Origin of the sequence: Nostoc sp. (assembly GCF_036917415.1) — a bacterium.
Classification (GTDB): domain Bacteria; phylum Cyanobacteriota; class Cyanobacteriia; order Cyanobacteriales; family Nostocaceae; genus Nostoc.
The window spans coordinates 1-22,565 of the sequence record NZ_JBALDJ010000014.1 but is presented as its reverse complement, the minus strand read 5'-3'; the positions used below and the strand labels follow the sequence as shown (position 1 = coordinate 22,565).

General features: G+C 43.0%; 6 protein-coding genes. All 6 read left to right on the top strand.

Translation table 11 applies throughout. From position 1 onward, the window contains the following. The first annotated feature begins 169 nt into the window (after positions 1 to 169). The gene (locus tag V7K41_RS01830; protein WP_334845456.1) at positions 170 to 748 is read left to right on the top strand and encodes a hypothetical protein; all 579 of its coding nucleotides are present in this window, start codon (positions 170 to 172) and stop codon (positions 746 to 748) included. Positions 749 to 762: 14 nt separating this feature from the next. Next, the gene (locus V7K41_RS01825; protein WP_196528019.1) at positions 763 to 1,035 is read left to right on the top strand and encodes a hypothetical protein; all 273 of its coding nucleotides are present in this window, start codon (positions 763 to 765) and stop codon (positions 1,033 to 1,035) included. A gap of 645 nt (positions 1,036 to 1,680) precedes the next feature. Beyond that, the gene (locus tag V7K41_RS01820; RefSeq protein ID WP_334845455.1) at positions 1,681 to 2,091 is read left to right on the top strand and encodes a hypothetical protein; all 411 of its coding nucleotides are present in this window, start codon (positions 1,681 to 1,683) and stop codon (positions 2,089 to 2,091) included. Beyond that, complete coding sequence (locus tag V7K41_RS01815) at positions 2,091 to 2,798, top strand: hypothetical protein (protein WP_334845454.1); 708 nt, start codon at positions 2,091 to 2,093, stop codon at positions 2,796 to 2,798. Before V7K41_RS01820 ends, V7K41_RS01815 begins: the two co-directional genes overlap by 1 nt. A 71-nt stretch (positions 2,799 to 2,869) precedes the next feature. After that, entirely contained in the window at positions 2,870 to 19,840 is a 16,971-nt protein-coding gene (locus tag V7K41_RS01810) for a putative Ig domain-containing protein (protein ID WP_334845453.1), read from the top strand. 183 nt (positions 19,841 to 20,023) lie between these two features. Continuing rightward, complete coding sequence (locus V7K41_RS01805) at positions 20,024 to 22,492, top strand: polymorphic toxin-type HINT domain-containing protein (protein ID WP_334845452.1); 2,469 nt, start codon at positions 20,024 to 20,026, stop codon at positions 22,490 to 22,492. Positions 22,493 to 22,565 lie beyond the last annotated feature (73 nt).

Here is a 22,565-nt window from a genome sequence, read left to right as displayed (position 1 = left end):
TTACCCTAGCCCGGATAGTCCCACTTTGTTTCCAACTTGATTGCCTATCAGGCAAGTCCTTTTGTCAATAGGGTTTGAGACGCGCTAACCCTGCGTTTTAGCCAAGGGTTCTTTGAAGAAGGTGGCAATTGAATTAAAAAATCACCCCGAAAAGTTTTTAGGAGCGTAAATGATGATTGTTAAAGAATTCGCACAAGCTCTCAAAAAAGTACCTGGAAAAGTAGTTGATGAGCTACGCCGTCAATATCCAGAGCAAAAATGGACGGTCGATTCACTAGTTCCAGAGGAGATTTTAGCTAGATTCCAAGATATTACCAATAGTGAGAGATTACAGCCTCAACAATCACCTGTAGCAAATATACCCGAAGCTACAATCACCAAAGCTGATGAGGCAATTCAACAAGCTTCATACAAGTTGACTGCGGCTGATAAAGAGACTATTTCTGGTGCTATAGCCGTTCAAAATGAGCAATCTAAGATTTTGGGTGCATCGACTGGTGTCACAGGAGCTTTGTTGTTCATGGAATCCTTGATTGGAGCCAAGGGGACGGTGTTGGATGCCTTTGCTGAACAATCCATGTTGGAAGTTGATAATCAGATTACCGAGATAGATCAGAGCTTGATTAATTTGGCAGAAGAAGCCTCAACAAGGCTGGGGAAGTCGATCCAAAAAAAGGAACAACTCAAAGCGCGACTCAATTCGTTACGGGAGAGAGTCAGTTCAATGGGGACACAGATCCGATTTTAGAAGCTTATAAAACAGTGGCAGCATTGCTACAAATTCAAAATGAAACTGTTGCCACTGTTGCCGAAATCCGATTACTTCAAGAACTATTAGCTCATCAAAGGAAAAATCAAGTTATGGATATTCTCAGTACCGGATTGTTTGCTACTTCAGTTGTTGGCGCTTTAGGTGGCAGTGCATATCTCGTTGGTAGCGTTGTCGCTACTGGATTAATTGGTAGTGGGATGTTCATACCGTTGGGATTACTTGTTGGTGCAGGATTGACATTTCTGGGACGGGCATCAAGGTAAGAGTGATGGGCGCGAGTGTTTCATCCAACTGTTTCACAGCACTGTTTCATGAAACGTTTTAACGGTTTCATCAGTGTTTCAGACTCGTGAAACACTGTGAAACAGCATTCCTCCAGCGTGAAACATGAAACACGAAACAACAGTCCATTCCTTGCTCGAAAGTCATTATGAGCGGGATTGTTTCATCCAATTGTTTCATGAAACGTTTCAACGGTTTCATCAGTGTTTCAGACTCGTGAAACACTGTGAAACAGCATTCCTCCAGCGTGAAACATGAAACGTGAAACACGAAACAACAGTCCATTCCTTGCTCGAAAGCCATTATGAGCGGGATTGTTTCATAAAACTGTTTCACAGCACTGTTTCACCAAACTGTTTCAACGGTTTCATCAATGTTTCAGGGCGTGAAACACCATGAAACAGCATTCTCCCAGCATGAAACATGAAACGTGAAACATGAAACATCAGCTAATTCCTTGCTCGAAAGCCATTATGGGCGGGATTGTTTCACAGCACTGTTTCACGAAACTGTTTCAACGGTTTCATCAATGTTTCAGCGTCGTGAAATATGAAACGCCTTATTAAAGATATGTGTGAAACATGGGAAAAATTCGTACTAAGAACGCGCTATAGCACAGCAGTCTCATGTATAAGAAACAACTGTACTTAGCTTTGGCTGGTGTTGGCATTTGCATATTGCCTGTAATCATCCCCTTAGTACCCAAGTTGGGGGCTTATGCAAAGCTTCAACGGCTAAAAGCTACAGAAGAATTAGAACGTTCGCGCATAGAAGAACGGGCAAAAACCAGTGATGCTCTATATGAGGCGGGAGTCATGCCCACAAGTCGCAAGTTGAGAATTACTAATTACATTGACAACAGTAAACGCAATCCCAGACCAGACACAACCTTTTATCAAGATGATGAGATTATTGATGTTTTTGACGCAACAGGTAGGTGTATTGGGCGGATTGAAGAAGGAATTTGGAAGTGGAAGTACAAAGACAAAGGAATCTGTAAAAGCGTTCAAAATATCAAACAAAGTAGGAGTCAGTAATGGGTAATGGTGCAGAAAGTAACAGCACTGGTAACAGCGATAATAAACCCAAAGATAAGAAGCGATCGCTTGGTGAAATCATTGATTTTTGTGCCAAAGCTGTTGTGATGATTGTTGGCTTACCTATTAGGGCTGCCGCCGCGATTGTCAATCAGTTTGTTGCTAACGGTGGTGCGGGTCGTGCATTAGTTGGAGGGATTTTATTTATCGGCGGTTCCATGATTAGTGCTGATTCAACTTGGCAATTAATCTTTCAAGGCCCACCTGTTTTTGCCTGGTTTGAGCCGACTTGGAATTGGCTAAATGTTCCGTTTGCACTGTTCAACCCGTTTTTTTACCTGGCATTCATAATTTCTGTGGGTGTTCAGGTAATTGAAGCCCATGCCTTACGCGGTAAAAACCCAGATTCAGCTAGGCGGGAACTTCAAGACCACATGGTTTATGAGCTTGAAACCAAGCCTAGTGGCAAGATTGACTTGGTAGGTCAACTCTGGGCGGATTACAAAACCGCAGGTATACGCGATCGCTCTAGTGCAGGGTTAGTTGTGATTGCTGTTTGGGTATTCGATGTTATCACCACCTTTGCAGCTCGTAATCCATTTGAATTTACAGCACCATTCATGATTTTGGGCTGCATCTTGTTTAACATCGGCACAATGATGGCTGGTGAAATTGGGTTTGCCATTTGGCGACTGACAAAGGATTAGAACCGAAACCGCCCAAGAACCCAATAACTGTAAAAAGGGCGGCAACGTTTACCAAGGTAGGCATTTCTTTTATGCAAAGTAACAATATCCCAAAAATTACAACTAAAGAAACTGAACATTTACGCGAATCATATCCTAGCTTGTCTCACTTGGAAGCCGGAAATATTGCCCAATGGCTGCAAGAGAGAAAAGATGGATTATTTGAAATGGCACGGGCATCTGAGAATGAAGCAGACATGACCCGTGTACTTGGTTTGTTGGCTTCTGGGATTGGAGCGGTTTGTTATGCGGTCAACCCACTGGCACTAGTTGGTGGTTTAATTGGTGGTGCTGCGTGGTTATGGTTTATTGTCGAACATTCCAACAGAACCAAGGAGATTGCCCCCTTGCCTTTTGTGCGCGGTAACTTTATAGACGCTCTAGCTCTTTTGGGAGATTATGATGCTAGGAGCAATTATCAAGCAGATCATCTTGCCAATACTGTTAAATTCCTAGAACGACAATCAGCACAAGAGTACACCTTTCTTCATGCTGAGTTTGAAAATATTGTCCAGTATTTAACCCAAGTTGAACCAGGAAAACGTTTTTACGCTTATCGCTTTCTGTTTGGCTGGTTTAGCAAGCTTAAGGGTCGTCAGCTACCGACTTATGAAAGCATGGCTCTCCATTTACAGGATGTGACGATTGACAGTCGGGTGAATCGGTCGGAGGTAAATGCCATTGCACAGGCTCAAACCCATTTACCACCGACCGTAGATATCAAGCAATTTCAATCACCGACTGTAGATATTCGGGACACTCGCCAAGCTGCGGAGCTTTCTAGACCGACAGAGTTACAGCCATCAGCTAATGGGGAGGTTGTACCAGAGACTATAATTAATCTCCCTCTAATTAATAGGGCAAACGCACTGATCGCTGCTTTAACGAAAAGTGGTTTTCAAGTAGAAGATATGATGAGTTCCCAAGTCATTGCAATTGCTGGTACTCAGCGAGGTGGCAAGGGAACCTTAGCAGCAATCTTGGCAACATTATCAACTGCACTTGACCCCGGATTGAACACCCAATACTTTACAGCCGGGGTGGACGTTTACCCCTTTGCTTGTAATTTAACCTCTGCCCTTAAATACCCGGATATTGATGCGGATGAGGCTGATGAACTCGTCGCTCATGATTTATTGAAATTTCTTAAAGGTTTAGATGGAAGCGAACCTTACTCCCATAAAAACTTACTTATCGTAATTGATGAAGCGATGCGGTTGCTGTCATTGTTGGAGGAGAGCGATCGCACCTGGGCGAACCAAACAGTTTATCTGCAAGTAAATGATGGTCACGGAGGGATAACAGAGCAAAAATATACCTTAGCGGTGCTAAGTGATACTACCCCCAATCGTCCGCCCAACTTCGTTACAGACCCTGTAGTTGATGCAGCCGTTAACCAGCCCTATATTTACAATTCCTCTTCAGTTGACCCAGATCAAGACCCTTTAACTTACAACTTGATTATTGGGCCAGATGGCATGACTGTAGACCCGATAACTGGGCAGGTAAAATGGACTCCACAGCCAGTATCAACACTGGGTGACACAGTTCTGGCTCAGATTAGCACTCCCGGTGAGGTAGACAAATATACCTTTAGTGCGGTGTCGGGACAGCGAATGTACTTTGACGGACTCAATTTCAATGGTAATACTTACGATTGGAAAATACAGGTTTACAGCCCTAGCAATCGATTAATTGTTGATTCAAACGCTAGTTTTAGCGGGCCGTTTAACATTACCGAAAATGGAAATTACCATCTGGTTGTCAAAAAGAATGGGGATCTTACGGGTAACTATGGTTTTAGTTTAATAGACCTCGAACAAACGAGTGCAGTCAACTTTGACCAAAACATTACCGATCGTCTAAACCCAGGTACTAAGGATAAGCTATATCATTTTTCTGCTACTCAAGGACAGCGTTTGTACTTCAATAGCATTAGCAGCAACACAAGTCTTGATTGGGTTCTCTATGGTGGAGACAATCAGGTGATTTGGCAATCTGGTTGGAGTGATGTTGAAACAGTACTGCCAAGCGACGGTCTTTACATTTTAGCGCTGCGTGGCAAAGCAGCATTTGGCGACAATGTTCCTTATACTTTCCAAATTGTTGATGCTCAAACGGTTAATGGAACGTTGAGTGTTGGGAACAATATCACACCGAATATTGTGAATGGTAACATTGTTAAGAAGGGTGAGCAAGATATTTACACCTTCATGGGGACGGCAGGGCAACGAATAGATTTTGATATACTCAAAGATGGTGGGTATTACACAGATATAGCCACCCTCTACAGTCCTAGTGGTATCAAGTACTTAGATAACTACTACCTCAACTATGGCGATATTTTCCCCTTTACCTTAAACGAAAATGGCACTTACAAGCTGGTAATTGATGCTATAGGGGGAAATACAGGAGCTTACAGCTTTAGTATGCTGGATGTCGCTCAAGCAACGCCGATTAACTTAGATACTGACATCAATGGCACGCTGACTCCCGGCTCATCAACGCAATTATACCAGTTTAATGGCAGTGCCGGACAGCATCTCTACATGAACTCGCTGTTAGGCGCAGCAGGTTCTTGGTATATTTATGACTCTGGAAATAATCGTGTTGCTGCGACTGCGCTGGCAAATGACTTTGAACTAACCTTATCCAAAACAGATACTTACACTCTGGTTGTACAAGGCGGAGGTAGTCAAGGAACGGATAGCAACACTCCGATTAATTATAAATTCCGCATCATTAATTCTAATACACCTACCACAACCCTAAGTTTTGGTACTAACACCACACCAAATGTTGTTAATGACTCAATTGTCAAAAAAGGTGATGTCAACACTTATACATTTACTGGGACAGCAGGGCAACGGTTAGACTTTGATATACTCAAAGATGGTGGGTATTACACAGATATAGCCACCCTCTACAGTCCTAGTGGTATCAAGTACTTAGATAACTACTACCTCAACTATGGCGATATTTTCCCCTTTACCTTAAACGAAAATGGCACTTACAAGCTGGTAATTGATGCTATAGGGGGAAATACAGGAGCTTACAGCTTTAGTATGCTGGATGTCGCTCAAGCAACGCCGATTAACTTAGATACTGACATCAATGGCACGCTGACTCCCGGCTCATCAACGCAATTATACCAGTTTAATGGCAGTGCCGGACAGCATCTCTACATGAACTCGCTGTTAGGCGCAGCAGGTTCTTGGTATATTTATGACTCTGGAAATAATCGTGTTGCTGCGACTGCGCTGGCAAATGACTTTGAACTAACCTTATCCAAAACAGATACTTACACTCTGGTTGTACAAGGCGGAGGTAGTCAAGGAACGGATAGCAACACTCCGATTAATTATAAATTCCGCATCATTAATTCTAATACACCTACCACAGCCCTAAGTTTTGGTACTAACACCACACCAAATGTTGTTAATGACTCAATTGTCAAAAAAGGTGATGTTAACACTTATACATTCACTGGAACAGCAGGGCAACGATTAGACTTTGATGTACTCAAAGATGGTGGATATTACACAGATACAGCTACTCTCTACAGTCCGAGCGGCATCACATATTTCAATAGAAATTTAACCGACGGCGATGCCTTCCCCTTCACTTTAAATGAAAACGGCACATACAAGTTAGTAATTGATGCTGTGGGTGGAAATACGAATGCTTACAGCTTCAGTATGCTAGATGTCGGTCAAGCAACAGCTATTTCCCTAGATAGTGATATCACTGGCACGCTGACTCCCGGTTCATCAACGCAACTTTACCAGTTTAATGGCACAGTCGGACAGCATCTCTACATAAATTCGCTGTTGGCTGCATCTGGGAATTTGTACATTTATGACTCTGCTAATAATCGCGTTACTGCTAGCCCCTTAAGTAATGACTTTGAGTTGACCTTATCTAGGACAGACACCTACACCTTACTAGTTCAAGGTGCAGGTAGCCAAGGGACAGATACTAACGCCTCAATTAACTACAGTTTCCATATTTTCGCCGACAACACATCAACGACACCATTGAGTCTGGGTAGTAACATCACACCGAATGTTATCAGCGATTCGATTGTCAAAAAAGGTGATTTCAACACATACACATTCACGGGTACAGCAGGGCAACGGCTATATTTTGACGTACTCAAAGATGGTGGGTATTACACAGATATAGCTACCCTCTATAGTCCTAACGGTATCACATATTTCAATAGGTATTTAACTGACGGTGATGCCTTGCCCTTCACTTTAAATGAGAATGGGATATATAAACTAGTGCTTGATACTACAGGAGGCAATACAGGAGCTTACAGCTTCAGTATGCTAGATGTCGGTCAAGCAACAGCTATTTCCCTAGATAGTGATATCACTGGCACGCTGACTCCCGGTTCATCAACGCAACTTTACCAGTTTAATGGCACAGTCGGACAGCATCTCTACATAAATTCGCTGTTGGCTGCATCTGGGAATTTGTACATTTATGACTCTGCTAATAATCGCGTTACTGCTAGCCCCTTAAGTAATGACTTTGAGTTGACCTTATCTAGGACAGACACCTACACCTTACTAGTTCAAGGTGCAGGTAGCCAAGGGACAGATACTAACGCCTCAATTAACTACAGTTTCCATATTTTCGCCGACAACACATCAACGACACCATTGAGCCTGGGTAGTAACATCACACCGAATGTTATCAGTGATTCGATTGTTAAAAAAGGTGATTTCAATACATATACATTCACGGGTACAGTAGGAGAACAGTTGTACTTTGATACTATCAGCAGTGTTTCCAACACTACAGAAGCTAGTCTCTACAGTCCCAGTGGCTTTAAATTGTTTGATCGTCAAGTCTCTGATGGAGACTATGGGACTTTCACATTAGTTGAAAGTGGAAATTATAAACTCGTTATTGATGGAGTAAACGCATCCACAGATCCTTATAGCTTCCGTATAGCAGATGGAAATGCTGCTACATCTCTAACTCTCTCAACAGCTTTCACAAATAGTTTACCAGCAAATCAAGTACAGTTATATCGGATTGACGGCAGCGCCGGGCAGCGCCTCCAGTTCAACAATTTAACTTCTGTGTCGAATGTTGATTGGGTGTTGTACGGCCCTGGTGGGAAAATCTTTGCTTCTGCCAGTTTAAATAATGTGGGAGTTGGTTTTGAGACAGCCTTGCCGACGACAGGGGTTTATGTATTGGCAATGCGGAATTTTGCTAGTAGCGCGGTCAATTTTAATGTCCAGGTAAACGATATTAGCTCTACTTCTGTCACCAATGAGGGTTTTGGCACAATCTACACAGGGACGAATACAACAACGCCTAGTAAACAAACGCTTACAGCAAATGCAGGTACGCTTGTTTATTTTGATGCCCAAGTAACCAACAATTACTATGGTGGGATTCCTACTCAGTTATTAGATCCTACTGGTACCCAAGTCTTTTACATTAATAGTACTTATGACAACGGTATTTTCATACTACCGACAACTGGTAGCTACACGCTTCAGAATGCAGGTAACGGTAGTTATAATTACGGTAGTTATGCTTATCAGCTACTTGATTTGGGAACAGCCACCAATCTGACATTGAATACAAACACGACTGTCAACTTGGGTGCATATCAAACAACTGCCTATAAATTTACGGGTGCAATCGGTCAACAACTATTCTACGACGGCTTGACTGCTAATTCTGGTGTTTCTTGGAAACTGATTTCTCCTAGCGGGCAAACTGTTGTTGACTGGAATGATGCTGGTGGCGATTGGGGTACTGTCCCCGGAAAATTAACCTTCCAAGAAGTTGGTACTTACTATTTACTTTTCTCTAATGGTTCAGCAGGGGCGACTAGTGCTTCTTTCCGCATTTTAGATCGAGCCGGAGCTACGCCTTATACTTTTGATGATACAGTCAGTGGCAGTTTTACAGGGAAAGAAAGCTACTCATATCGCTTCAGTGGTACTCAAGGACAGTATATCTATATTGACCAGCAGGCAGGTAGTTACACTTATTACGGAAATAACTATTGGGATCTTTACGGACCAGAAGGACAATACATTACTAGTAGTGAGATATACAATGATAAAGAAGTAGTATTACCAGCCACAGGTGACTACTTCCTAATAGAGTCTGGCAACGGAAGCTATGACCCTAACTACAAATTCCGTATCTCTGCACCCAGCTTGCCGATGACCGCCTACACTTTGGGTACTACAGTCAATGGTACAATTAGCAAACCTGGAGAAAATGATACTTACACTTTCACTGGTACATTCGGTCAGCAATTATTCTTCGACGCACTTAATACCAATGAACCGGGTTTCACTGTTCGGTTAATTTCTCCTAGTGGTATCGATGTCAGGGATAGTCGTCTTTATCAAGATATTGGCCCTGATAATGGCTACACTCTCAAAGAGTCAGGTACCTACAAGTTAGTAATTGACGGTGATAGAGGCAATACTGGTGATTACAGCTTCCGTCTTTTAGACAAAGCTGATGCTACACCTTATACTCCAAATACTCTAGTAAACGGCACTTTTACGGGCGTAGAAAGTTACGCCTATCGCTTCAGTGCTACTCAAGGGCAGCTTCTTTACCTGTACCAGCTAGAAAACCAGAACTACAACTGGACTCTTTACGGACCACAAGGTCAGTCCATCGTCACTCTGAATCCCTACTATTACTACAACGATCGAGAACTAGTATTACCATTTACTGGTGACTATTTGCTAGTGGAGTCGGGTAACGGGAGCAGCAATCCTAACTACAAATTCCGTATTAGTTTGCCGACTTTCACGACGACTGCTTACACTGTGGGCAGTACGGTCAACGGTACAATTAGCCAGTCGGGAGAAAATGATACTTACACTTTTACTGGCACAGTTGGTCAACAATTATTCTTTGACGGACTCAGTAACTATGATCCAGGCTTCACTGCCCGCTTGATTTCTCCCAGTGGTATTGATGTTAGAGACCTCCGCCTCTATCAGGATTCTGGACCTGATAGTGGCTATACCCTTAAAGAATCGGGTACTTACAAGTTAGTCATTGATGGTGATGGAGCCAATACAGGTGATTACAGCTTCCGTATTTTAGACAAAACGGACGCTACACCTTATACATTAGATACTACGGTAAGTGGTACATTTACAGGTAGAGAAAGTTATACCTATCACTTTAGTGGAACTCAAGGGCAATATATTTACATCGATCAGATAGACGACTATAACAACTATAACTGGGGTCTTTATGGTCCAGGTGGTCAATACATTACTGGTCCTAATATCTACTCTTCTTATAAAGATCAAGAACTGGCGTTACCATCAACAGGTGACTATTTCTTAGTGGAATCAAGTAATGGGATTAGTAATCCTAATTATACATTCCGTATCTCTGCACCATCTCTGCCAATAACTGCCTACACCTTGGGTAGCACTGTTAACGCTACAATTAGCAAACCTGGAGAAAATGATACTTACACCTTCACTGGTACATTCGGTCAGCAATTATTCTTTGACGGACTTAATACCTATGACCCAGGCTTTACTGTCCGTCTAATTTCTCCCAGTGGTGTTAATATCAAGAATGCTCGTCTTTATGAAGATTGGGGACCTGATAGTGGCTATACTCTCAAAGAGTCGGGTATTTACAAGTTAGTAATTGATGGTGATGGAGCCAATACAGGTGATTACAGCTTCCGTCTTTTAGATAAAGCCGATGCTACACCTTATACCTTAGATACCACGGTCAGTGGTATATTTACAGGTAGAGAAAGCTATACCTATCGCTTTAGTGGAACTCAAGGGCAGTATATTTACATCGATCAGCAGGCGGGAGATTACTATAATTACTGGAATCTCTATGGCCCAGGTGGTCAGTACATTACCAGCAATTATATTCTCCTCGATCAGGAACTAGCGCTGCCATCTACAGGCGATTATTTTCTGGTAGAGTCAGGTAACGGCGCTGGCAATCCCAATTACAAATTCCGTATTGCCACCCCATCTCTGCCAATAACTGCTTACACCTTGGGTAGCACTGTTAACGGTACAATTAGCAAGCCTGGAGAAAATGATACTTACACTTTCACTGGTACATTCGGTCAGCAATTATTCTTTGACGGACTTAATTACAATGACCCAGGCTTTACTGTCCGTCTAATTTCTCCCAGTGGTATTGATGTTAAGGATGGTCGTCTTTATCAGGATTTTGGCCCTGATAGTGCCTACACTCTCAAAGAGTCGGGTACTTACAAGTTAATAATTGATGGTGATGGAGTCAATACAGGTGATTACAGTTTCCGTCTTTTAGATAAAGCCGATGCTACTCCTTATACCTTAGATACCACGGTCAGTGGTACATTTACAGGTAGAGAAAGTTATACCTATCGCTTTAGTGCAACTCAAGGGCAGTATATTTACATCGATCAGGAGGCGGGAGATTACTATAATTACTGGAATCTCTATGGCCCAGGTGGTCAGTATATTACTAGCAATTATATTCTCGCTGACCAAGAACTAGCGCTACCATCTACAGGCGACTATTTTCTGGTAGAGTCAGGTAACAGTGCTGGCAATCCCAATTATAAATTCCGCATTGCTGCACCCAACTTGCCAACAACTGCTTACACTTTGGGAAGCACTGTCAGTAGTAACCTGATTGAGAAGGGTGAATTCGACACGTATACGTTCACTGCACGTTCTGGTCAACGCTTATACTGGGATCGATTAGCAGGTGAAGGTCAAATTACAGCCAAACTCTACAGTCCCAGTGGCGTAATTGTTGCCGATGGTAACTTGGCTAACGATATTGCTCCTTTCTTCTTGCGTGAATCCGGCAATTACCGTTTGGTCATCGACGGTTCTGGAGAAACTACTGGCGATTACAGTTTCCGTCTAGTAGATATTGATACTGCGCCAACCCTCACTTTAGATACGTCTGTTTCTGCTATTCTCGATCCTGGTACGGAAACTGACTTTTATCAATTCACTGGTACATCAGGAGAACGTCTTTACTTCCACTTAGGAGCGACAAATTGGCCTTATGGTCTAGCTGACTGGGTACTGTATGGAGCAGATAATCAACAGATCGCCTCATCAAACTACTATAGTGCTGATTTCAATATTGTTTTACCAACTGCTGGTACTTACGTTTTAGGAGTGCGCGGTTATTCTGCTACATCTCTCAACTACAACTTCACGGCATATACAACTCCAATTACTACCACAAATTTAATTTTGGGCAGCACAATCACAGATACACTCAGTAAACCGGGAGAACGAGATGAGTATGCTTTCACTGGTAAGACTGGTCAACACTTGTTCTTAGATGCCTTGGTTGGTAGCAGTGGCATCCATGCTAAGTTAATTGCGCCTAACGGAGTTCAATTATTCGACAACATTCTCGATCGGGATGGGATACCAATCATACTTACTGATTCGGGGACTTATCGCTTGGCAATTGATGGCGATAGGGCAACCACAGGTAATTACAGTTTCCGTTTTTCTGACATGGCGGCAGCCACAGCTTTAAGTGTGGGCACAACTACCAATGGTAGCTTGATGGGAAATAGCGTTAACTTTTACTCTTACAGTGGCAAAGCCGGACAAACACTTAACTTTAATCTGGGTAGTACAACTTGGAATGGTGCTAACTGGGTACTTTACGATGCTAGTGGTGCAGTTTTGGCAGCCCCCAATGCTAGTAGTCCTAATTTCCAGGTGACTTTGGCTGCTAACAGTGTGTACACTTTGACGATTGTAGGTAGCAGTAGCAATCCTGTCAATTACAGCTTCACCGTGACAGATAATTCTGCTGCTGCAACAACCAATTCTGGTTTTGGTACATTGCAGACTCTGTCTGTTAATGCTAATCAAGATTATAACTTCACTGCCTCTGCGGGCACGATTTTGCTGTACAATGGCACAGATGAGCAAAATCGAAATAGTGGTAATTACTATCTCGGGGTGCGGTTGCTGAATCCAGATGGTACTTATGTTTTCAATGGACAAGATCCAAGGTATGGTACTGCACCAATAGTATTGACTCAAAGTGGTGATTACAAACTGCAAGTGTACGGTGGCTTTAGTGGTAGCACTATAGCCACCTTCCAGTTGTTGCAACTGCCGAAGACTTTGGGACCTGGAACCAACTACCTACAAATGGATAGCCCCGTTACTGGTATCCTTAATCATGCTGAATCTAAAGTTTACACCTTCCAAGGGGTCAACGGATTAAAGATTCTCCTCAACGGCATGGCTGGAGCTACTAATTATACTTTGTATGATTCCAGTGGTAGGCAAGTCTTTACGCAATATAATCCAGGAAGTTACTATTGGCTGCCACCTGTTTGGGCTGATACTAGTCTTTACACCTTGACGCAAAATGACTTGTATCATTTAGTTGTTAGCAATATATCAGGCGCTGATAATAATCCTTACAGTTTTGAGGTATTAGAAACTGCTAACGTTCAATCTGTTAACTATGGCATACCGATCGCCGATTCACTCACAGATGGACGTTTAGACTCAATCTATAAAATCAAAGCGAATCTTGGGGACAACCTCTTCTTTGACAGCATTGCCACCAACGCCCCGAATGGTAACTACCGTTGGAAACTTTACGATCCAGGTAATCAATTACTTTTTAACAACGACATTCGCACTGATGCTTCGGTGACGATCGCTCAAACTGGAGATTACTATCTAGAAATGGAAGGTGGCCCCGATACCAATCAGATTAATTACCAGTTCCGTGTCTTCTCTTATACTCCCACCGCTAATACGATCATTACTCCAGGTACAGGGGGTACAAGCAGCAGTGACCCCGATGCTTTGGGTGTATTCTCAGTCCAGCTTGGTGTTAAAGACGGCAATGGTGGCACTGATGTCCAAAATTACAAGATTCGTGTTGGTGCAGACCCAGAAGATCATAACCCAGTTATCAGTAGTAACCCTGAAACCCGCTTTGCTTTAGTTGACGATGCATACCGTTATTCAGTCAAAGCAATTGATGCTGATGGTGACAAGCTATCTTATCGTTTAGTCAACTCTCCTATAGGTGCGTTAATTAACAAAGATACAGGCGAGTTACTTTGGTTCCCTGACAGTAATGTGGCTGTAGGTAGCAAAGCCAATTTTACAGTGGAAGTATCAGACGAACGGGGTGGAAAAGACTCTCAATCCTTCAGCGTTGATATTTATCAAAGCTTAGGCACTATCCAAGGCGCAGTCTTCAACGACCTCAACGCCAATGGACTTCTTGACTCCAAACTAATTACTGGTGATAATCCTTCAATTGTATTTGCCATTGACGTTTCCGGTAGTACCATCGCCCCATTCCACGGGAATGGCAAATACAAAGATGTCAAAACCGTTTTAGATGCTGAAAAAGCAGCAATTCAAGCCACAATTGATGCCATCATTGCAATGGGTGGCGGCGACAAGGTAAAAATTAGCTTCATCCCCTTCACCAATGATGGTACTATTCAAGACATGAATCCGGCTGCTCATACCGGACTAGTTACCTACACTACTGCTTTTGCTGACCTCGATAACAACTCCATCCCCGACTATTTACAAATACTCAACAGTTACACATCAGGTGGTAGCAGCAAATTTACTCAAGTCGCCCAAAAAATTGACACCTTAATCAACGTACTACCAGGAACGCCAAATGTTATATATATGTCGGATGGCTACGGCTATCTAGACCCAACAGTGGCAAAAACCTTAGCCAATGACGTTAAGAGCAAAGGCGGAAATCTGAATGCTTTTGCCATTGGTTCTGCATCTACCTATTCAACTTTACAAGAACTTGACCCCAATGCTATTCAAGTTGTCGATATCAACGAATTGACAGACATTTTCTCTGGTTTTGATGACCGCTACGCCAAAGAACCATTCTTGAATGGTGTTACTGTCTACCTCGACCAAAATAATAACGGTCAGCTAGACCCAGGAGAATCTTATCAAATTACTCAACAGGATAAGATCCCCAATAGCTTAGACATCAACAGCAAATACTACTTTAGCTTCAAGAATCTGCTACCGGGTACGTATACAGTCCGCACACTGCTACCTAGCGGCTACACTATGACCTCACCCACAACCAATGTGTGGACTGATACAATTACAGCCGGAGGAGAAACGAATAACAACTTATTTGGCATTACCCAAGCCACCATTGTTCCTCCCAATCAAGATCCTGTTTTCGTCACTACGCCACCTGCTATTACTCTACTAAAAGCCGATCAACAATTGCGTTACAATGCCTTCGCTCGTGACCCAGATGCAAATATTGTTACCTACGATTTAATAACTGCTCCCGAAGGTATGGCTGTAGATGCTCATGATGGCATGGTCGTTTGGTCTCCCACTTCTACCCAAGTTGAAAAATACTACCAAGATTTATACGCTGAACAAGCTCGTCTCACAGCTATTGGTAGAGGTGCTTATGCTCCTACTCACGTAGAATTCAACGTCCTGCTACGTGCAACAGATGGTCAAGGAGGACAAGCACTTCAGTATCTTAAAGTCCAATTAGTACCAAATAATCATCCCCCTGTCTTCACTTCGACATCTCCAAATAATCTCCAGCCGCAAGTAGGTAAACCATTCCAATATCAAACTACTGCCACCGACCCCGACAATGACTCCGTAACCTTTTCCTTGGTAAATCCACCAAGCGGGGCAGTAATTAATGCCAGTACTGGACTGTTGACTTGGACACCCACTGCTAACCAATTGGGCAATCAACAATTCTCGATTCAAGTTCAAGACAGTTTTGGCAATTCTAATTTGCAATCAGTCAACTTGACTGTTGTGAATGCTCATGTTAATCATTCACCAGTATTTACCTCTACACCTCGCACAAGTACAAGAACCCAAAATCCCTATATCTACAATTTACAAGCAACTGACCCAGATAACGACCCGCTTACCTTCAGCTTAGTAAATGCACCTGCGGGTATGACCTTAAATCAAGGAGTTCTTGTTTGGCAGCCAACTGCTAGTCAATTCGGTAACAATTCAGTTAGCGTACAAGTCAGTGATGGACAAGGTGGTACTACTACCCAAAACTGGACAATTCAAGTCAGCAATCAACTCTCAAACTTACCTCCCACAATTACTTCTACACCAAGTACCGTTACCTCACTTGGTCGAACCTACATTTACAAGCCTACAGCAATTGACTCAGATGGCGATCGCTTGACATGGAGTCTCATTTCTGACACTGTGCAAGGTATGGTGATTGATGAACAAACTGGGACAATTGTTTGGCAACCAACGGCTAATCAAATTGGCGATACCACAGTTAGTGTTCAAGCAACAGATATCTACGGTGCTTACAACGTCCAAGAATTTACAATCCATGTTAACGGCATTAATAGCCCGCCGAAATTCGTCTCTACACCGATTACCATTGCTGGGGTTGGACAAGGTTACAGTTATCAAGCTTTGGCAACTGACCCAGAAAATGATGCCCTAATATTCACTTTGGCTAGTAAACCATCAGGGATGACTATTACCAAAGATGGTTTAATTCAATGGACACCCACGGCAGACCAAGTTGGAAAATACGATATCCAAGTTATTGCCACTGATGATCAAGGTGCTAGCACTAACCAAACCTATACTTTAATTGCTGGTACTACTCCTATTAATCATCCTCCGGTTATCAATTCAACTCCAGTATTTATCGCTGCTATTGGTCATACGTATAATTATCAGGTTAGTGCCACTGACGCTGACAATAATCCAATTACGTACAAGCTGCTTTCTGCTCCAGATGGCATGACCATTGATAGAAGTACTGGTTTATTAACTTGGACAACTCCGGTGGTTGGCAGTTATCAAGTGGTTGTTGGTGCTGAGGATGGTAATTCTGGTGCTGCTCAAGGCTTTACCCTCCAAGCTAAGACGATTACTCCACCTATAATTCAATCTACCACTCCCCCAACTACTGCAATTCCTAATACTTTATATCGCTACGATATTATTGCATTTGACCCCCAGGGCGATCGCCTGACTTACTCAATAGATGCCGCTTCTCAAAATTTAGGGATGATTCTTGATAGTCAGGGACGTTTAAGTTGGACACCAAATAATGCCCAAGTTGGCTCCCATCCTATCACTCTCACTGTTTCTGACTCGGCTGGTTTTAATACTCAACAAACTTTTAACTTAAATGTCACTCCTGATACTGTTGCTCCCAAGGTGAAACTGATTGCTAGTTATGACCAGATTAACCTCGGAGAGTCAATAACGTTCCAAGCACGAGCTACAGATAATATCAAGGTGGCTGGGCTGCAATTGCTGATTGATGGAACTGCGGTAGTGCTGGATAGCAATGGTATGGCGACATTTAAGCCCACCACAGCCGGGACGATTATTGCTTCTGCTTACGCCACAGATACGGCTGGTAATCCCGCAACCGCTACATTCAGTGTGTTGGTAATTGATAGCAGTGACGTTAGTGCGCCTGATGTCAGCCTGAATTTGGGTGCGATCGCGCAAGGTACAGTTACAGGGGCAGTTGATATTAAAGGCACTGTCAGTGATGATAACCTGGACTACTACACGTTGCTGGTTGCACCCATTGGCAGTAGCGATTTCAAAGAAATCTTTCGAGGCACAAGCACTGTTAATGATGGTGTGCTGGGTAAATTCGACCCGTCTTTACTGGAAAATGATTCGTACACTTTGCGCCTGGAAGCTCATGATAAGGGCGGTAACGTCAGCTTTGTAGAAGACACGGTTAATGTGTCTGGGGAACTGAAGCTCGGTAACTTTAGACTGTCGTTTACGGATTTATCTATCCCTGTTACTGGTATCCCAATTACCCTAACTCGCACGTATGATTCTTTGACATCGGGTAGCACAGATGACTTCGGCTATGGGTGGCGGATGGAATTCCGAGACACAGATTTGCGGACTTCTGTTGGCAAACCCACTGGAGAAGTTGCAGAACTGGGGGGACAAAACCCGTTCAAGGATGGTACGAAAGTATACGTTACGCTTCCTGGCGGGAAGCGGGAAGGGTTTACTTTTAGACCCACGATTGACCCGCTATCTCAGTATTTAAGGGGCGCTGGTAGTGTCGATTCTGACCCCAATATATATCACCCCTCGTTTGTCGCTGATGCTGGCGTAACTGATACCCTCACTGTGCAAGATACTCGTATCATTCATGGGGCTGGCACTAATCAGTACTACGGACTAGCTGGCAGTGCTTATAACCCTGCCGATACTTATTATGGTGGTGTTTATACGCTGACCACGAAAGAGGGCATTGTCTATCAAATTGATGCTGCTACCGGCGATTTGTTGGCAGTTACGGATACGAACGGGAACACGTTAACATATACAGACGCGGATATCACTAGTTCTACGGGGCAGAAGATTACCTTTGGGCGGGACGCACAGGGCAGAATTGCGACGGTGACTGACCCGGCTGGTAAGCAAATTCATTATGGGTATAATGCTCAGGGTGATTTGGTTAGTGTAACCGACCGAGAAGGTAATACTACGCGGATGGAGTATGACCAAGAGCGATCACACTACTTGGACAAAATCATTGACCCCTTAGGCAGGACTGGTGTCAAGAACGAGTACGGTGATGACGGGCGGTTGAAGTATCTGGAAGATGTTAACGGTCAGAAGGTGGAAATGTCCTATGACCCCAACAACTCCAGACAGGTAGTTAAAGATACACGCGGTTACTCTACAACTTACATCTACGACGAACGCGGTAATGTCCTGCAAGAAATTGATGCTAAGGGAGGTATTACCACACGTACTTATGACAATGACAATAATCTGCTAAGTGAAACTGATGCAGATGGTATCACAACTGAATATACCTATGATAATCGCAGAAATCTGCTGACGATTAAAGACGAAGATGGCAACATTACTCGCATGACCTATAACCAACGAGGTCAGGCAAATAATATTGTTTCGCCAACAGGTTTAACAACTAGTGCCAAGTACGATCTCCGTGGCAATTTAATCGAAAGCATTGATACAGATGGTCTAAAGACAACTTACGCCTATAACGCACAAGGTCAACTGCGCTTTCAAACTGCACCAGATGGTCAAGTCACAGAGTTTGACTATGACAGTTCAGGACATATTAACCGCATGGTTGATAGCCGAGGAAATGAAGTAAAAGCTGACTATGACACCAATGGCAGAATTAAGAAAGCAACAACCACATTCATCCTGAACGGCCAAACATACAGTCAATGGATGGATTACGACTACGACGATAACGGTAGAACTATTGCCAGCAGAACTTCTCAAGGCAACAGCCAATCGATGAGCTATGACGCACTTGGGCGTGTTTCGTCGATGACAGATGTATTTGGGAATGTCACCTTGTACCGCTACGATTTGCAGGGGATATCTGGGCAAAACATCACTTCAAGCACACCTGGGTCAGTCGTCGCTCGAATAGATGAAATGACGCTGCCAGACAATACACCTTTGGACAGCAGCGACAATCCGAAAGTTATCAAGAAGTATGACCAAGCCAACAATCTAATCGCAGAAATTTCACCAACTGGGTTAGAAACACGTTATATCTACGATGAGTTGGGTCGTTTAATTGAAACAATAATACCTGATTTAACACCTGATAATTGGGACGACAACCCAACAGTTAAAACCGAATATTCAGCAGCGAGTCGCGTCAAAGCCCAAACTGATGTTTACGGCAATCGGGAAGAATATTTCTACAACGACCTGGGTCAGCTAATTCGCTTAAAGGATATTCTCACCAATGACATCACCTATACCTACAATAAAGGTGGGCAAATTGAGACGGTGACTGATCCCCGCCTTCGCACAACCCGCTATGTTTATGATGACAAAGCGCGACTTAAAGAAACAGTTTTCTTCGATAACTCTCACTATCAAGTAAGTTATGACGAACTGGGACGGGTCAAGACCGAAACAAATGAACTCAACCAAACAACTACTTATTAATACGATGCTTTCAGTCAAGTAAGCGCAGTCATTAATGCTCTAAATCAGCGAACAGAGTTTGAATACGATCAACGCAAGAATCTAGTAAAAGTCACTGATGCCCTTGGTCACTCTACCCGTTACAAGTATGACCAATATGCCCAGCAGGTAGAAACTCTCTTTGATAACGGCGATAAAGTTTCAATGGGTTATGACCAATTTAGTCGAGTCACTAGTGTAACAGATGAGAATCTGAATACCACTAAATACACTTACGACAATCTCAGTCAGCTAACTCAAGTTGAACAAGCTAATCAAGCTAAAACAAAATATACCTACAATAATCTCGGTCTTTTAACTCAAACTCAAGATGCAAATCAAAATGTTACGCAGTATAAATACGATGATTTTTATCGCTTAACGGCAACAATTCTGCCGATAGGTCAGCGTAATCAAACTGTTTACGATAAATTTGGACAAGTCAGTAGTCAAAAAGATTTCAATGGCGACACCATTAACTATAGCTACGATTCTATAGGTCGCCTTAAGCAAAAGACCTTCACAGACCCCAGAGTTGCAACAGTATCTTACACTTACGATTCAATTACATCCCAGTTGAAGACTGTGACGGATGGACGTGGGGTAACACAGTACAACTATGACCAGCGCGATCGCTTATCCAAAATTATTCAACCCGATCAACAATTTGTCAGCTACGGCTATGACCTGTTAAGTAATGTTACATCCTTGACAACACAAGCAGGAACCACTACCTACGGCTATGACTCACTAAATCGCTTGGATACTGTTAAAGATGGCAATCGCACCTTAGCAGATTACGATTATGATGCTGTTGGCAACTTAATTCAAACAAAGTTGGCTAATGGTTCTGTTGAATCACGCCAGTACGATACACGCGATCGCTTAACCCAAGTGACAACAAAAAACGTCACTGGTACAATATTCTCTGACTTTAAATATACACTTGATGCAGTCGGCAACCGTAAGAAAGTAGAAGAATATTCTGGTCGCAGTGTTGATTATACTTACGATTCGCTCTATCGCCTGACTGAAGAAAAAATCACTGATGCCACAGCAGGGAACCGCACTTTTGGCTACTCTTATGACTTAGCAGGTAATCGTTTAAGCAAAACTGATTCCACAGAAGGTTTAACTACTTACACGTATGATGCCAATAATCGACTCAAGGATACAACCCAAGGTAGCGTAGTCACAAACTTTACCTACGATAATAACGGTTCACTCAAGCAACGTGCCAATGGTAGCCAGACAATTAACTATGATTGGATTAATGATGGGGAAAATCGCCTGATTGGGGTGACTAGTTCTTCTACAACTGGTACTTCCCAACAGCAGTATATCTACGATGCCTTTGGTGGATTGTTAGACCAGACAGGTACTTTTGGTAATTCCTTCGGGTTTGCCGGTGAACAACGGGATGCTGCAACTGGGTTGGATTATCTACGGGCAAGATATTATGACTCCAATTTGGGACGGTTTATTTCCAAAGATGAGTTTCCTGGATACTTAAACGACCCCTACAGTCAGCATGATTACCAGTATGCTCACGCGAATCCGGTCAGATATACCGACCCCAGTGGGTATTTCACTTTAGGGGATGCAATGGCTGCTGTTACCCTTGCGGGGCAACTAGCTACATTTAGCGGCATTGGTTTTGGAGTTGGCTACATTGCTGGTGCTGCCGCTAATGGTGCAAGTGGTGAGGAAATTTTGGGTATGTTTGGCGAATGGGGGGCAGGTTTTGCCAGTGGTGTATCTGGTGGGTTCTTAACTGATGTTTATGAATATACCACTGGTAAGAAGATTGAACCAAAACACGCTATGCTCTACAACGCTGGAAATGTTACGGGCATTGGCGTATCATTTCTCACGGGTATGAAAGCTGCTACCTGGGCGAAAACTGCAATTGGGCCTCTAAAGTGGGTATCTACTGTACAGACTGGATTAGATGTTTATGATGCGGCTAAAGCTACCAATAACCTTTACCAAAGTTACCAAGATAACGGGAAGTTTGAACGAGAAGATGTTTGGAATCTCCTGGCTTATGTACCTTTTGCTGGGGCAATATTAGGTACTAAGAAGTTTTTTGCTGCTAATAAGGCGATTAATGCTGGTGCTGATGATGTCATTGGCGATATTACTAAAGGCCCTGATAATGTCCTGCGAATGACTCAAGATACAGGAACTAAAATCAGGAATTGCTTTGTTGCAGGTACAGAAATTCTTACCACTGAGGGTATTAAGAACATTGAGGATATTAAGGTTGGCGATTGGGTGATTGCTGATGATCCTACTACTCCAGGAGAGATTGAAGCACGGCAGGTTACAGATACGTTTATACGTCAAACTTCAGCACTGGTTGACTTGTATGTTGATGGAGAGGTTATTTCTACCACTGGGGAACATCCTTTCTGGACTCCTGATAAAGGTTGGGTGGAAGCCAAAGACTTACAAGTAGGATCGCTGTTGCAAACTGAAGATGGCCGGGTTATTGATGTTGATAAAGTTGAGAAACGTGAAGGGCAGTTTGAAGTTTACAACTTTAATGTTGAAGGGTTTCATACTTACTATGCTTCAAGTTTAGGTATTTTAGTTCATAATGCAAATTATGGTAAGCTGTTGTGCTTTTAATTTGCACAAACAGCATTTCCCTTATTTTTTATTTTTCTTCCCCATTTAATAATAAGCTCTCCATCATTTAAGA

Coding starts and splice junctions, on each gene's coding strand:
- V7K41_RS01805 (WP_334845452.1), top strand. CDS start 20,024: ATGGGTTATGACCAATTTAGTCGAGTCACTAGTGTAACAGATGAGAAT.
- V7K41_RS01810 (WP_334845453.1), top strand. CDS start 2,870: ATGCAAAGTAACAATATCCCAAAAATTACAACTAAAGAAACTGAACAT.
- V7K41_RS01830 (WP_334845456.1), top strand. CDS start 170: ATGATGATTGTTAAAGAATTCGCACAAGCTCTCAAAAAAGTACCTGGA.
- V7K41_RS01820 (WP_334845455.1), top strand. CDS start 1,681: ATGTATAAGAAACAACTGTACTTAGCTTTGGCTGGTGTTGGCATTTGC.
- V7K41_RS01815 (WP_334845454.1), top strand. CDS start 2,091: ATGGGTAATGGTGCAGAAAGTAACAGCACTGGTAACAGCGATAATAAA.